The 14,226-nt window shown below is 73.3% G+C and carries 11 protein-coding genes and 1 riboswitch; of the genes, 4 read left to right on the plus strand and 7 right to left on the minus strand.

Annotated features, from left to right (window positions below):
- Positions 1–31 precede the first annotated feature (31 nt).
- A complete protein-coding gene (locus tag ACFOW4_RS26925; protein WP_377532827.1) occupies positions 32–733 on the plus strand; it encodes a hypothetical protein in 702 nt (233 codons plus the stop codon).
- An 18-nt stretch (positions 734–751) separates the two neighbouring features.
- Here the strand turns inward: ACFOW4_RS26925 and ACFOW4_RS26930 are convergent, their stop codons facing one another.
- The gene (locus ACFOW4_RS26930; RefSeq protein WP_377532829.1) at positions 752–3,610 is read right to left on the minus strand and encodes an ATP-binding protein; all 2,859 of its coding nucleotides are present in this window, start codon (positions 3,608–3,610) and stop codon (positions 752–754) included.
- 315 nt (positions 3,611–3,925) lie between these two features.
- Here ACFOW4_RS26930 and ACFOW4_RS26935 point away from each other — a divergent pair, with 315 nt between their 5' ends.
- On the plus strand, positions 3,926–5,683 hold the full coding sequence (locus ACFOW4_RS26935; protein ID WP_377532831.1) for a M28 family peptidase: 1,758 nt from the start codon (positions 3,926–3,928) through the stop codon (positions 5,681–5,683).
- Positions 5,684–5,766: 83 nt separating this feature from the next.
- Here ACFOW4_RS26935 and ACFOW4_RS26940 read toward each other — a convergent pair whose 3' ends face one another.
- Positions 5,767–6,465, minus strand: a complete 699-nt coding sequence (locus ACFOW4_RS26940; RefSeq protein WP_377532833.1) for an SDR family oxidoreductase — start codon at positions 6,463–6,465, stop codon at positions 5,767–5,769.
- 160 nt (positions 6,466–6,625) lie between these two features.
- Here ACFOW4_RS26940 and htpG point away from each other — a divergent pair, with 160 nt between their 5' ends.
- Both htpG and ACFOW4_RS26950 read left to right on the plus strand, forming a co-directional pair.
- Positions 6,626–8,542, plus strand: a complete 1,917-nt coding sequence (htpG, locus tag ACFOW4_RS26945; RefSeq protein WP_377532835.1) for a molecular chaperone HtpG — start codon at positions 6,626–6,628, stop codon at positions 8,540–8,542.
- Between the two features lie 321 nt (positions 8,543–8,863).
- Positions 8,864–9,035: riboswitch (cyclic di-AMP (ydaO/yuaA leader) on the plus strand.
- The gene (locus ACFOW4_RS26950) at positions 9,035–9,706 is read left to right on the plus strand and encodes a transglycosylase family protein (protein WP_377532837.1); all 672 of its coding nucleotides are present in this window, start codon (positions 9,035–9,037) and stop codon (positions 9,704–9,706) included. Its footprint overlaps the riboswitch before it by 1 nt.
- 95 nt (positions 9,707–9,801) lie before the next feature.
- Here the strand turns inward: ACFOW4_RS26950 and ACFOW4_RS26955 are convergent, their stop codons facing one another.
- From ACFOW4_RS26955 to ACFOW4_RS26975, 5 genes are all read right to left on the minus strand, one after another.
- Positions 9,802–10,164, minus strand: coding sequence for a hypothetical protein (locus ACFOW4_RS26955; protein WP_377532839.1), 363 nt, complete (start codon positions 10,162–10,164; stop codon positions 9,802–9,804).
- 127 nt (positions 10,165–10,291) lie between these two features.
- Positions 10,292–11,479, minus strand: a complete 1,188-nt coding sequence (gene dinB, locus ACFOW4_RS26960) for a DNA polymerase IV (RefSeq protein WP_377532841.1) — start codon at positions 11,477–11,479, stop codon at positions 10,292–10,294.
- A 75-nt stretch (positions 11,480–11,554) separates the two neighbouring features.
- A complete protein-coding gene (locus tag ACFOW4_RS26965) occupies positions 11,555–12,061 on the minus strand; it encodes a GNAT family N-acetyltransferase (protein ID WP_377532843.1) in 507 nt (168 codons plus the stop codon).
- Entirely contained in the window at positions 12,058–12,579 is a 522-nt protein-coding gene (locus ACFOW4_RS26970) for a GNAT family N-acetyltransferase (RefSeq protein WP_377532845.1), read from the minus strand. Before ACFOW4_RS26970 ends, ACFOW4_RS26965 begins: the two co-directional genes overlap by 4 nt.
- Positions 12,580–12,644: 65 nt before the next feature.
- Complete coding sequence (locus ACFOW4_RS26975; protein ID WP_377532847.1) at positions 12,645–14,219, minus strand: glutamate synthase-related protein; 1,575 nt, start codon at positions 14,217–14,219, stop codon at positions 12,645–12,647.
- Between the last annotated feature and the right edge of the window lie 7 nt (positions 14,220–14,226).

Genomic DNA, 14,226 nt, shown 5'->3' on the forward strand with positions numbered 1-14,226 from the left:
GCCGTTCACATCGAGCCCTCCGAGGTGGACTATGCCTGCCGTGGCCGCGCTGATCCTGACCCTCGCGCTGGCGCCCGCGCCGTCGCCCTCGGCCACCGGTGGTCCCGTGGGCGACCTCCTCGGCGGCGTCGGCAGCATCGTCGACGACCTGCTGGACGGCGGTGGCGCCAAGCCGGCGCCCACCCCGACCCAGAGCCAGCCACCGAGCCCTGGCCCGTCCGGCCCGTCCGGCCCGCCTGGCCCGTCGGGCCCGCCCGGTCCACCCGGCCCAGCGGCACCCGGGCCGCTCCCCGCCGCCACCGCGTCGTCGGCCGCGCCGCTTCCGGCGGCGTCCAGCGGTCCGGGCCGCACCCGGACCGGTCAGGGCGCGCGCGAGGCGGGCGCGCGCGAGGCGCAGGTGCCGTCGCCCAACCAGAAGACCACCACGCCGAACGTGCCGGCGACGGTGGCGGACGCCGGCAGTCGCCGGGCGGGCACGCCGTTCCACCCGGCCCTGTACCTGCTGGCACTGGCAGCGCTCGCGGTGTTTGGGCTGCTCGTCCTGCGCCGCCGAGGGGTGGCCCCCACACCGGTGGCGGCCAGCGCGCCGGCGCCGACCCCGACGCCCGGCCCCGCGCCGGATCCCGGCCCGGTGCCCGACAACGTCAGCCGGCTACCGACCAACCTCAACGCCATCTACGAGCTGGGCCGGCTGGACGAGCGGCTCGAACAGGAGCGCAGCCGCCGGTCCTGAGGCGGGTCGACCCGCCGGTCAGGCCCGGGCGGTCAGCCGGCGCTCGATGGTCACCGTCGTCCCCTCGCCGGTGGAGACCATCCGCACGTCGCCGTAGGCGTTCATCAGCAGCGCGCCCCGGCCCCGGTCCATCGCCGGCCGCCGGTGGCGCCAGGTGCCGAAGTCACGCACCGAGATCCGGACCGACCCGTGGCCGATCTGAACCCGGACCCGCACCTCGGGCCGGGTGGGCCGCTGCGCGTGCTCGACCGCGTTGTTCACCGCCTCGGAGGCGGCCAGCAGCAGGTCCTGCAGCACGTCCGGGTCGACCCTCCGGGCCTCGAGCCGAGTCCGGACGTCGCGGCGCATCGCCGCGGCGGCGGTGGGCGCGGACGGGTAGGTCCACTCGCTGTCCAGCTCGCTCCCGGCCCGCTCGTCGGCGAGCACCGCGCCGCCGGCCCGGTGCACCGTCGAGGCGAGCCGCCCGTTGGTCGGCTCGGCCCTGCCGGACGGTGCCGCGACGCCGGACGGTGCCGCGACGCCGGACGGTGCCGCGAGGCTCGACGGCACGGGGTGACCGGTCGGCTCGGGGCCGCCGGTCGCCAGCGGAACGCCGGCCGGAGCCGCTTCGACCGCCGGGGCGGTGGCTGAGGTGGTGGGGGCGCTGCGGGCGCGGGAGCGCTGGATGGCGGCGCGGATCCGGGCGATCAGCTCGGCTGCGGCGAACGGCTTCACCACATAGTCGTCGGCGCCCAGGCTCAGCCCCTCGACGCTGGCCTCCCCACCGGCGCGGGCGGAGAGGACCAGCACCGGCAGCGCCCGGGTCCCCGGGTCGGCGCGCAGCCGGCGGACCAGCTCGAAGCCGTCGACCACCGGCATCATCACGTCGGTCAGCACCAGGTCGGGCGGCTCCCGGTGGATGGCGTCGAGGGCCTGCTGCCCGTCGCCGACGGTCCGTACCCGCCAGCCCTGCTCGGTGAGCAGCCGGCTCAGGTACGCCCGCAGGTCGCTGTTGTCGTCGGCGACGAGGATCCGCGCCCCGGCCAGCTCGTCCGGGACCGGGGCGGGTTCCACCTCGGCGGCGTCCGGGTCGGCCAGCCAGCCAGCGGCCTCCAGGGCGGCGGCCCGGGCCGCTTCGCCCCGTCCGTCGGGCTCCGGCCCGGCCGGCGTGGCGCGGCGCAGCGCGGCCCAGGGCAGCGCGACGGTGAAGGTGCTGCCGGCGCCCACCCGGCTCGCCACCCGGACCTCGCCACCCTCGAGCCGGGTCAGTTCGTGCACTAGGGCCAGGCCGATGCCGGTGCCCTCGTGGCTGCGGGAACGGGCGCCCTGCACCCGGTGGAAGCGCTCGAACAGCCGGGGCAGGTCCTGCTCGGCGATGCCGATGCCGGTGTCGGTGACGGTGAGTCGTACCTCCTCGTCGTCGGCGTCGAGGCCGACCCGGATCTGGCCGACGAAGGTGTACTTCAGCGCGTTGGAGAGCAGGTTGGTGACGATCCGTTCCCAGTTGACCGGGTCCATCGCGACCGGCCGGGGCAGCGGAGGGCAGTCGACCTCCAGCCGCAGCCCGGCCCGCTCGACGGCGGCCCGGAAGACTCCGGCCAGCTCGATGGTGAGCGCGGCGAGGTCGACCGCGCGGGCGTTGCTGCGGGCCCGACCGGCCTCCAGGCTGGAGAAGGTGAGCAGGCTGTTGACCAGGGTCAGCAGCCGGGTGGCGTTGCGCCAGGCGGCGTCCACCCGGTCCCGCTGCACCGCCGGCAGCGGCGCGGTGGTGTCGGCGAGGGCGTCGGCGAGCGGACCGAGCATGAGGGTCAACGGGGTCCGGAACTCGTGGCTGACGTTGGTGAAGAAGCCGGTCTTGACCCGGTCGAGCTCGGCCAGCGCCTCGGCCCGGCGCCGTTCCTCCTCGTACGCCTGCGCGTTGCGGACGGCCACCGAGACCTGCTGGGCCAGCAGTTGGTGAAAGGAGCGGTACGCCTCGTCCAGGCCCCGACTCGGGCTGACCCCGACCAGCAGCACGCCGAGCGGCTGGTCCTTCTCCGCCGAGGGCAGCGGCAGGGCGAGCGCGGTGTGGACCGGGTCGTCCCAGGGACCGGCCGGCAGCGGCAGCAGGTCGGTGACCCCGCTCACCTCGGCCGCCCGGCCGGTCGCGGCGTCCGGTAGGCCCCAGACGCGTGCCGCCGGGCTCGGGTGGGTCAGATCGACGGCGTCGGGCAGCGCCGCGGCCACCGTGCCGGGTTCACCGCCGACGCAGGCGACCCGCCGCAGCGCCGTGCCGTCGCACAGGTAGACCGCGGCGAACGGCACGTCCAGCGGATGCCCGCCGATCGCGTCGATCAGCCGGGCGCAGGTGGCGTCCACGTCGACGGTGCGCCCGTCGCCGCGTACGGCCAGCTCGCGCAGCAGCCGCAGCCGCCGTTCGCCGACCACCTGCTCGGTGACCTCGCTGCACACGGTCAGCACACCGACGGTGCGGCCCTCGTCGTCGCGGGCCGGGGCGTGCGAGACGCTGAAGTACGCCTCCTCGCGGTAGCCGGCCCGGTCGAGCAGCAGTTGCAGCGCGGGCACCCAGCTGGCCACCCCGGTCGCCATGGCCTCGTGGATCAGCGGGGCGAGGACGTCCCAGCCCTCGGCCAGCGTCACCCGTACGTCGCCGCCGAGCGCGGCCGGGTGCTTGTCGCCGATCAGCGCGGAGTAGGCGTCGTTGTAGAGCTGGGTGAACTGGTCGCCCCAGAGCAGCAGCATCGGGTAGCGGGAGGAGAGCACCATCCGCACCGCGGCGCGCAGGCTCTGCGGCCAGTCGGTCACCGGGCCGAGGGGGATGCCGGACCAGTCCAGCTCGGCCATCAACCGACCGATGTCACCGCCGCCGGCGAACAGCTCCGTGCTGGGTCGTGTCACGCTCGACCCGGCCCCATCGCAAGCCCCCCGTTCTGGGCCCGACGACCCCTGCTGGCATTACCTACCCATCCTGGCACCTCGACTCACCTGTGCCGACGCCGGCACCCGTGCGGGCCGGCGCCGTTCGCGGCGTCGGCCCAGCGTACGGAGCCAGAGTGACGAAACGGGATATTCCGCTCGGCCGGTGTTGCCGGGGTCACCTCTGGGTCCCGGAGCGGATCGCCGCCGAACCGACCCGGGTTCCGGACGAACGACCGATGGCCAATACATCGATACCTGCGAGTGTTTGGTTCTCTCCGACCCCGAGGAGCCCCCATGAGAGGCAGAACGCTGAGCGCGGGCATCGCGCTCGCCGTGTTCACCGGGATGACGGTGACGCTGGCCGCCCAGCCGGTGGTCGCGTCACCCACGGCCGGTACGGCAGTGGCCAGGCCGATCGCCGCGCCCGCCGTCGCCCTGGCGGCGCCGGACATCTCCGTCACCAACGTCCAGGCGCACCTGACCCAACTCAACTCCCTCGCCACCAGCAACGGCGGCAACCGGCGGGCCGGCTCCGCCGGCTACACCGCCTCGGTCAACTACGTGAAGACCCGACTCCAGTCCGCCGGCTACACGATCACCGAGCAGTACTGCTCCTCCTGCACGTACCCGTCGAACAACCTCATCGCCGAGTGGCCCGGCGGCCCGGCCGACCAGGTCGTCATGTTCGGTGCCCACCTGGACAGCGTCTCGGCCGGTCCGGGCATCAACGACAACGGCTCCGGCTCGGCCACCCTGCTGGAGAACGCGCTGGTCCTGGCCGCGCAGAACCCCACCATGACCAAGCGGGTCCGGTTCGCCTGGTGGACCGACGAGGAGCAGGGGCTCAACGGCTCCGAGTTCTACGTCAACTCGCTCAGCGCCACCCAGCGCGGCTACATCAAGGGCTACTACAACTTCGACATGGTCGGCTCGACCAACGGCGGCTACTTCATCAACCGGGTCACCTCCACCACGGCGGCGCCGCTGAAGGCGTACTGGGACTCGCTGGGCCTGCAACCGGAGGAGAACGTCGAGGGCCAGGGCCGCTCCGACGACTACTCGTTCCAGCAGGGCGGCATCCCCACCTCCGGCTACGCCGCCGGGGCCAGCGCCCGCAAGACCAGCGCGCAGGCGGCCAAGTGGGGCGGCACGGCGAACTCCGCCTACGACCCCTGCTACCACCGTTCGTGCGACACCACGGCCAACGTCAGCGCGACGGTGCTGAACCGGTCCGCCGACGGCGTCGCGTACGCGCTGTGGCAGCTCGCCGTGGGCGGCGGTACGCCGACCAACGACTTCTCCGTCGCGGTGAGCCCCACCTCGCGCAGCGTCGCGCGCGGCGCCAGCACGACCGCCACGGTCAGCACGGCGACCACCGCCGGCTCCGCTCAGTCGGTCGCGCTCTCCGCCTCGGGCGCGCCCAGCGGCGTGAGCGTGTCGTTCAGCCCTTCGTCGGTGACCTCCGGCGGTTCGGCCACGATGACCGTGAGCGCGTCGTCGACCGCGGCCACCGGCACCTTCACCATCACGGTCACCGGCACCGGCTCGGTCACCCGTAGCGCCACCTTCACGCTCACCGTGACCGGCACCGGAGGCTGCGCCGGCGGCCAGGTGATCGGCAACGGCGGCTTCGAGAGTGGCAGCGCCCCGTGGACCGCCAGCTCCGGAGTGATCACCAACTCCAGCAGCCAGCCGGCCCGGACCGGGTCGTACAAGGCGTGGCTGGACGGGTACGGCAGCACCCACACCGACACGCTGTCCCAGTCGGTGACCGTGCCGGCCGGCTGCGCCAGCTACACGCTGTCGTTCTGGCTGCACATCGACACCGCCGAGACCACCGGCTCGACGGCGTACGACAAGCTCACCGTGCAGGTGGGCAGCACCACCCTGGCGACGTACTCGAACCTCAACGCCGCCGCCGGCTACGTCCAGCGCACGTTCAACGTGGCCGGCTACGCCGGCCAGACGGTGGTCCTGAAGTTCACCGGCACCGAGGACTCCTCGTTGCAGACCAGCTTCGTCGTGGACGACGTGACGCTGCAGGCCAGCTGATCCGGGCGGTCGGGCGGGGTGGGCGCGGACGCCCACCCCGTCCGACCAGGACCGTCAGCGGTGGAGATCCCTCAAGCCCGGGGTCAGGGAAGCTGCGGGTAGAGCGCCGCCACCCCGCCGGCCAGCCCGGCCTGGACCTGCCGGCTGACGTCGTCGGCGAGGATCTCGTACGCGTCGGCCTCGATGCCGTCCACGGCGATCCGGGCGATCTGCGCCGGGTCGGACTTCGGGGCGGTGACCCCGGCGGTCATGTCGGTGTCCATGTAGCCGACGTGCAGGCCGGCGACCCGGACGCCGCGTTCGGCGAGCTGGACGCGCAGCGCGTTGGTCAGCGCCCACTCGGCCGACTTGGCGGCGCTGTACGCGCCGACCGCCGGGAAGCTCACCCAGGACAGCGCGGAGAGCACGTTGAGCATCGCGCCGCCGCCGTTGCCGGCGATGATCGGGGCGAATGCCCGGGCCATCGACAGGGTGCCCAGGTAGTGGGTCTCCATCTCCAGCCGAACCAGCTCCAGGTCACCCTCCAGCAGGTCGGTTCCGGTCTCGGTGCCGGCGTTGTTGATTAGTAGCGTCACGTCCCCGGCGAGCGCGGCGGCGGCGGCCACCGAGGCGGGGTCGGTGATGTCCAGTCGCACCGGCGTCACGCCGGGCAGGTCCACGCTGTCCGGGTTCCGGGCGCCGGCGTAGACGGTCGCGCCGCGGGCGAGGAGTTCGGCGGCCAGGTGCCGGCCGAAGCCACGGTTGGCGCCGGTGACGAGGGCGGTGGTTCCAGCGATCTTCATGACCGGAACCGTATCCGTCTGACTTCTGTTTAGCAAAGTCAGCCAGATCACCCGTCGTGCGACCCGGATCGGGAATACGACCCGGACGCGGACGCGACCCACCCCGTGACGGCTCGTATCCTTTCCGCGAACATCCGCATGAGCCGAGAAGGGAGACGGTGTGAGCAACCGGACCGAGACGTTGGAGTTCCAGGCCGAGGCGCGTCAGCTCCTCCAGCTGGTGGTCCACTCGATCTACTCGAACAAGGACGTCTTCCTGCGGGAACTCATCTCGAACGCGTCCGACGCGCTGGACAAGCTGCGGCTGGCGACGATGGTCGACAAGGACCTCGCCGCCGACACCGACGACCTGCACGTCGCCATCGAGGTGGACCGGGACGCCCGCACGCTGACCGTGCGGGACAACGGCATCGGGATGACCCGCGACGAGGTGGTCGGGCTGATCGGCACCATCGCCAAGTCCGGCACCGCCGAGCTGCTGCGCCAGCTGCGCGAGTCCGCCGACGCCCGTGCCTCGCAGGAGCTGATCGGCCAGTTCGGGGTCGGTTTCTACGCCGCGTTCATGGTCGCCGACCGGGTCACCCTGCTGACCCGCAAGGCCGGCGAGAGCGGCGGTACCCGCTGGGAGTCCACCGGCGAGGGCACGTACTCCATCGAGGCGGTCGACACCGCGCCGCAGGGCACGGCCGTCACCCTGCACCTCAAGCCGGCCGACGCCGAGGACAACCTGCACGACTACACCGCCGAGTGGACGATCCGGGAGATCGTCAAGCGGTACTCCGACTTCATCGCCTGGCCGATCCGGATGCGCGTCGAGCGCCCCGGCGCCGACGGCGCGGACGCCACCAGCGAGGTGCAGACGCTCAACTCGATGAAGGCGCTCTGGGCGCGGCCCCGCGACGAGGTCGACCAGGCCGAGTACCACGAGTTCTACAAGCACGTCAGCCACGACTGGGCCGACCCGCTGGAGATCGTGCACATGAAGGGGGAGGGGACCTTCGAGTACGAGGCGCTGCTGTTCCTCCCCAACCACGCCCCGCTCGACCTGTTCTCCCCGCAGGGCCGCCGCGGCGTGCAGCTCTACGTCAAGCGGGTGTTCATCATGGACGACTGCGAGGCGTTGGTCCCCAACTACCTGCGCTTCGTCAAGGGCGTGGTGGACGCGCACGACCTGTCGCTGAACATCTCTCGGGAGATCCTCCAGCAGGACCGGCAGATCCAGATCGTCCGCCGTCGCCTGGTGAAGAAGGTCCTCACCACCGTCAAGGACCTGAAGGCCAACCACCCCGAGCGCTACCGCACCTTCTGGACCGAGTTCGGCGCGGTGGTCAAGGAAGGGCTGATCGACGACACCGACAACCGGGAAACCCTGCTGGAGATCCTGTCGGTCGCCTCCACCCACGACCTGGCCGAGCCCACCGATCTGGCCGGCTACGTCGCGCGGATGAAGGACGGCCAGAGCGACATCTGGTACGCCACCGGCGAGTCCCGCACCACCATCGAGAACTCCCCGCACCTGGAGGCGTTCCGCGCCAAGGGCCACGAGGTGCTGCTGCTCACCGACCCGGTCGACGAGGTGTGGGTCGAGCGCGTCGGCGCGTACGAGGGCCGACCGCTGCGCTCCATCGCCAAGGGTGAGGTCGACCTGGACACCGCGGAGGAGAAGCAGGAGGCCGAGGCCGAGCGGGAACGGCAGCGTCAGGACTTCGCCGAGCTGCTCGGCTGGCTCGGCACCGCCCTGGCCGACCGGGTCCGGGAGGTCCGTCTCTCGTCCCGGCTGACCACCTCGCCGGCCTGCGTCGTCGGCGACGCGCAGGACCTCACCCCGACCCTGGAGAAGATGTACCGGGCGATGGGCCACGAGATCCCGCAGGTGAAGCGCATCCTGGAGGTCAACCCCGGACACCCGCTGATCGCCGGCCTGCGCAAGGCTCACGAGCAGGGCGGTGACACCGGCTCGCTGACCGAGACCGCCGAGCTGCTCTACGGGCTGGCGGTGCTCGCCGAGGGCGGCGAGCTGACCGACCCGGCCCGGTTCACCCGGGCGCTCGCCGACCGGCTGGCCCGCACCCTCTGATCCAGACGTATCGGCCGGCGGGGGAGCGCCTCCCGCCGGCCGATGCCAACTCGGCCGGAGCCCTCGACGGCGGGCCAGGTGGCGCACTCCGGCGACGTTCTCGTGCCCGGGTCGGGTGAACCGGAACGCCTCCGCGACGACGGACGGGTGGGCCGCAGCGGGCCTGATCAGAATCGGTCCATCGTGGTCACTGCACAGTCCCGCGCGGTCCGCAACCGCTACGCCGGGCTCCGCGCGGGGGCTGGTGAAGAAGTTCACAGGCAGTGGGCGACCGTCACCGACGGTGCCTAACGTCGGTCGGGTCCGCCAACGTGGACACCGCGACCGGTAACGCCAAATCCTGCCGCCGGCCGTCGGAACCCAGTCAACCGGGCAGGAGCGGGGGACCCAAGTTCCTCGGTGCACGTCACCTCGGGGTGAAGCCGCCATCGCGCGGCCGGGCTCCTCGGCCCGAACCCGACAGCTGACCTCGCCGGCGTGGAGGAAGCTCAGATGGCAACTGAATACGTTCCCCGTCACCGACGGGTCACCACCCGCCGCGTCGCCGTCGGTGCCCTGGCCGTCGGCGCGGTCACCGGCGCCGTCGCCCTGTTCGGCCCGGCCGCCCCGGCCCAGGCGGGCGTCAACTGGGACGCGATCGCCCAGTGCGAGTCCAGCGGCAACTGGCACATCAACACCGGCAACGGCTACTACGGCGGTCTGCAGTTCTCGCAGAGCACCTGGGCCGGCTACGGCGGCAAGAAGTACGCCGCCCGGGCCGACCTGGCCACCCGTGGCGAGCAGATCGCGATCGCCGAGAAGGTGCTCGACGGGCAGGGCATCGGTGCCTGGCCGACCTGCGGCAAGAAGGGCGGGTCGACGTCCGGCTCGTCCGGTAGGTCGTCGACCAGCTCCGGCTCGTCGTCGAAGTCCACGTCGAAGTCCGGCTCGACCTCGAAGCCGAAGGAGCGGTCCTCGCGCGACGACCAGCCGGCGACCCGCAGTCACCGGCGCACCGCGCCGGCCGGCGGCTCGACGTACCTGGTCAAGCCGGGCGACACCCTGTCGCAGATTGCTCAGGCGCAGCGGGTGGCCGGCGGCTGGCAGGCGCTGTACGAGCAGAACAAGAAGCTGATCGGCGCCGACCCGGGCCTGATCTTCCCGGGTCAGCGGCTCAGCCTCTGACGCACGGCACACGGACGCCCGACCGGATACCGGTCGGGCGTTTCGTGTGTGCGACGACGTCGGACGCGCCCGTGTGGTGGGCGCGGTCTGCGGCGTCAGGCCGCCGAGGCGGTCGCCCCGGACCCGCGACGCGACGACGCGGAGCCGGCCGCCCGGTTGCGTCGTGCCGCCGGCACCGACTCCGCCGACCAGCCGGAGCCGGTGGCGGCGCCCTCGCCCCCGTCGGCCGTCGCGGGTGTCTCGGTCGAGCCGCGTGCCAACCGGAGCGACTGTTCGGCGCTGCTGCGGGCGGCGCACGGCCAGGGTTGGCCGGCGCACAGCAGGTTGCGGCAGGCGCCGTTCTCGTCCGGCTCGTGGGCGCTCAGCACGTCCACGGCCAGCTGCCAGAGCAGCGGGTCCGTCACGTCCGCGGGACGCTCGGTGCGGCGGCTCGGTCGATTGCTGCTGTCCTCGGACATGGTGGTCCCCCCTGTCAGGCTGATTCCCTGCACAGTCACCCAACATGCCCGGGGCTAAACCCGCCACCTGCTGTGATGTGCCTTTCAGCTCAGGTCGCCGCCGGTGTGCCGGGGCCGTGGATGTGCGTCAGTCCGGCAGCAGCGGCATCTCGACGCCCGGGTCCCGGCCGAGCAGTACCGCGCGCGTGAGCGCGGCCGAGCCGAACCGGTCCCGGACGGCGTCGACCGCCGCGTCCAGCTCGGCGCCCGGATCGCGGTCGAAGGGCAGCTCCGGCTGGACCGGGTTGTCGTCGAGGTTGGCGACCGAGACGCCGATCAGCGTGACGCCCCGCCGGTCGATGTCAGGCAGCGCGGCCCCCAGCAGCGCCCGTGCGGCGGCCAGCAGCGGCACGGTGTCCGCGGTGGCCTTGACGAGGGTGTGCGAGCGGGTGGCCCGGGCGTAGTCGCCGAACCGTAGCCGCAGCGTCACCGTGCGCCCGGACCGGCCGGCGGCTCGCATCCGGCGGGTGACCCGGTCGACGAGGCCGGCCAGGGTGGCGTCCAGGTCGGCCGACGTGTGCGGGGCACGGCCCAGCGCGTGCTGTGCGCCCATCGACCCGCGCCGCCGGCCCACCTGCACCGACCGCGGGTCGCGGTGGTGCGCCAGCGCGTGCAGGTGCCGGCCGGCACCCCCGCCGAGCAGCGACACCAGAGCCGCCTCGCCCAGCCGCGCCACGTCGCCCACGGTGTGGATCCGCCGCTCGCGCAGCTTGGCGGCGGTGACCGGCCCGACGCCCCACAGCCGCTCGACCGGCAGCGGGTGCAGGAAGTCCCGTTCGCGTTCGGGCGCGACGACCAGCAGCCCGTCGGGCTTGGCCACCCCGCTGGCCACCTTGGCCAGGAACTTCGTCCGCGCCACCCCGACCGTGATGGGCAGGCCGACCTGCTCGCGTACCTCGCGGCGCAGCCGGTCGGCGATCCCGACCGGAGCCCCGACCAGCCGCCGCAGACCGCCCACGTCGAGGAACGCCTCGTCGATGGAGAGCCCCTCGACCAGCGGGGTGGTCCGCCGGAAGATCTCGAACACCGCGCGGCTGGCCGCCGTGTACGCCGACATCCTCGGCGGCACCACGATCGCGTCCGGGCAGAGCCGCCGCGCCTGCTGGCCGCCCATCGCGCTGCGTACCCCTCGGGCCTTCGCCTCGTAGCTGGCCGCCAGCACCACGCCGCCGCCGACGATCACCGGCCGACCGCGCAGCCGAGGATCGTCGCGCTGCTCGACCGACGCGTAGAAGGCGTCCAGGTCGGCGTGCAGGATGGTGGCCTCGGTCGACACGAACACATGTTCGCATGGCGGCCAACCTCAGCGCACTGACCTGGGCGGACGTGCGTGACCGGTACGTCCGGGCGGCTACCGTGGTGGCGCGGGGTCCGCCGGTTGCCGGTAGTGCCGCAGCGCCACCGGGCGGCCGTCCGGGGCGGTCCAGTCGGCGGTGGTGGTGCCGGCGTACCGCCAACCGGCCTGCTCGTAGCGGGCGATGGCCGCGGCGTTCTCGGCGACCACCTCGAGGATCAGGTCGCGACCGCGCTCGGCGGCCCACCGGCGTACCTCGGCCAGCAGCACGCCACCCAGCGCCGACCCGCGGGCGGTCGGAACCACGAAGAACCGGCTCACCTCGGCCGACGGGCGGGCGGGTGGGCCGTCCGCCGGGGCGGGCAGCGGGCGCACGGCCACGTGCCCGACGATCGTCGCGGCGTCGTCGACGGCCACCCAGGCCGGTTCGGCGTCGCGCAGCCACCGCTGCGGGTCGGCCGGCCAGTTCAGCGGATAGCGGTCGGCCCGGTGCACCAGGGCGAGTGCCGTGACGCACCCGTCGAGGTCGGCGGGCCGTCGACGGCGGACGTGTGGCGGGCTCACAGCCCTTCGAACGGGGCCGCGTAGCGGAACTCGCCCCGGATCGACTCCCGCCAGGCGCTCAACGGGCGGGCCTGGAAGTACCGCGGCCCCCACGGCTGCGGCGGGGTGACGCCCACCTCGACGGCCGGCCGGAACCCGAAGCGCGGGTAGTAGTCGGGGTGCCCGAGCAGGATCACCAGCGGCTCGTCGCGGGCGTCGGCCGCGCCGAGCACCGCGTGCATCAGCCCCGAGCCGACGCCGCGCCGCTGCCAGCCCGGGAGCACGCCGAGCGGTCCGAGGCCGAGCGCGACCGGCTCGCCGGCCACCCGACCGCGGGTCGCCACCACGTGCCCCACCACCTGGCCGTCCGGGGCGACCGCGACCAGGGAGTACGCGGGCAGCCAGCCCTCGTCGGCGCGCAGCGCGTCGACCAGTGTCGCCTCGACGGGTACGCCACCGGCGTCCGGCGGGGTGAAGGCGGCGGCGTGCACCGCGCGGATGGCGTCGACGTCGGCGGCTGTCTCACGTCTGATCAGCACCGCGCCACGATACGGTGGCTCCCGACGTCGCCTCCACGGATTATCGGCCCGGTGACCGGCTCTGGTCACCCGACCGCGGTGGGGGAGGGCGGGGCGCTGCCACCCTGCGGAACCTCGCCGGTCATCAACCGGACGATTTCGGCCCGGTCGGCCGGTGCCGGCAGCCCCCACTCCGGCCGGTAGCCGTACACCTCGTGCAGTGGGGTCGAGCCGGTGCGGCCGTCGAGGATCTCGACCGCGCCGGTGTCGATCAGACCGGGGTGCTCCACCCCGCACGCCTCGGCCACCTTCATCAGGTCCCGGCGCAACGTACGCAGGTAGTTGGCCGCCCGTACCGACTTCAGGGCCGGGTCCAGCCCGCGGGCCAGCCAGGCGTTCTGGGTCGCCACACCGGTCGGGCAGGTGTCGGTGTGGCACTTCTGCGCCTGTATGCAGCCGATCGACAGCATCGCCTCCCGGCCCACGTTGACCATGTCGCAGCCCAGGGCGAACGCCACGATCGCGTTGTCCGGCAGGCCGAGCTTGCCGGCGCCGACGAAGACCACCTGCTCGTGCAGGCCGCGTCCGGCGAAGACCTTGTACACCCGGGAGAAGCCCTGCTGGAACGGCAGCGACACCGAGTCCGTGAAGATCAGCGGCGCGGCCCCGGTACCGCCCTCACCGCCGTCGATAGTCACGAAGTCGACGCCCCGGCCGGTGTCGCGCATCAGCTCGGCCAGCTCCTGCCAGAACCCCAGCTCGCCGACCGCCGACTTGATGCCCACCGGCAGGCCGGTCTCGGTGGCCAGCAGCTCCACCCAGTCGAGCAGGCTGTCGCAGTCGGAGAACTCGGCGTGCCGGGACGGGCTCACGCAGTCCTCACCGGCCGGAATGCCGCGGGTGGCGGCGATCTCGGCGGAGACCTTCGCCCCCGGCAGCAGCCCGCCGAGGCTGGGCTTGGCGCCCTGGCTGAGCTTGATCTCCAACGCCCGCACCGGCGCGCCGGCCACCAGGTCCTTGAGTCGCTCCAGGCTGAACCGACCCCGCTCGTCCCGGCAGCCGAAGTACGCGGTGCCGAGCTGGAACACCAGCTCACCGCCGTTGCGGTGGTACGGCGACAGCCCGCCCTCGCCGGTGTTCTGCAGGCAGCCGGCGAGCGCCGCCCCCCGGTTCAGCGCGGTGATGGCGTTGCCGGAGAGCGAGCCGAAGCTCATCCCGGAGATGTTGACCACCGACTCCGGCCGGAACGCGCCGGCCCGGCCGCGGGCGGCGCCGAGCACCTTGGCGCAGGGCAGCCGGACGTCGTGCCCGGCGCCGGGTGCCGACGGCGGCACGGCGCGACCGAACGTGCGGTGCTTGATGATCGGATAGCCGGGGGTGTACTCGATGTCGTTGTCCGTGCCGAAGCCGAAGTAGTTGTTCTCCTGCTTCGCCGACGCGTACACCCAGCGGCGCTGGTCGCGGGTGAACGGCCGTTCCTCGTTGTTGCCGGCCACGATGTACTGCCGCAGCTCCGGGCCGATCGCCTCCAGCAGGTACCGGGCGCGCCCGAGCACCGGGAAGTTGCGCAGCAGCGCGTGGTCGCGTTGCAGGAGGTCGCGCGCGGCGAGCGCCGCCACGGCGGCCGCGGCGACGGGTACGGCTCCACGGGCCCATCTCATGCCCGCC

Origin of the sequence: Micromonospora sp. GCM10011542, assembly GCF_042650685.1 — a bacterium.
Taxonomy (GTDB): Bacteria; Actinomycetota; Actinomycetes; order Mycobacteriales; family Micromonosporaceae; genus Micromonospora.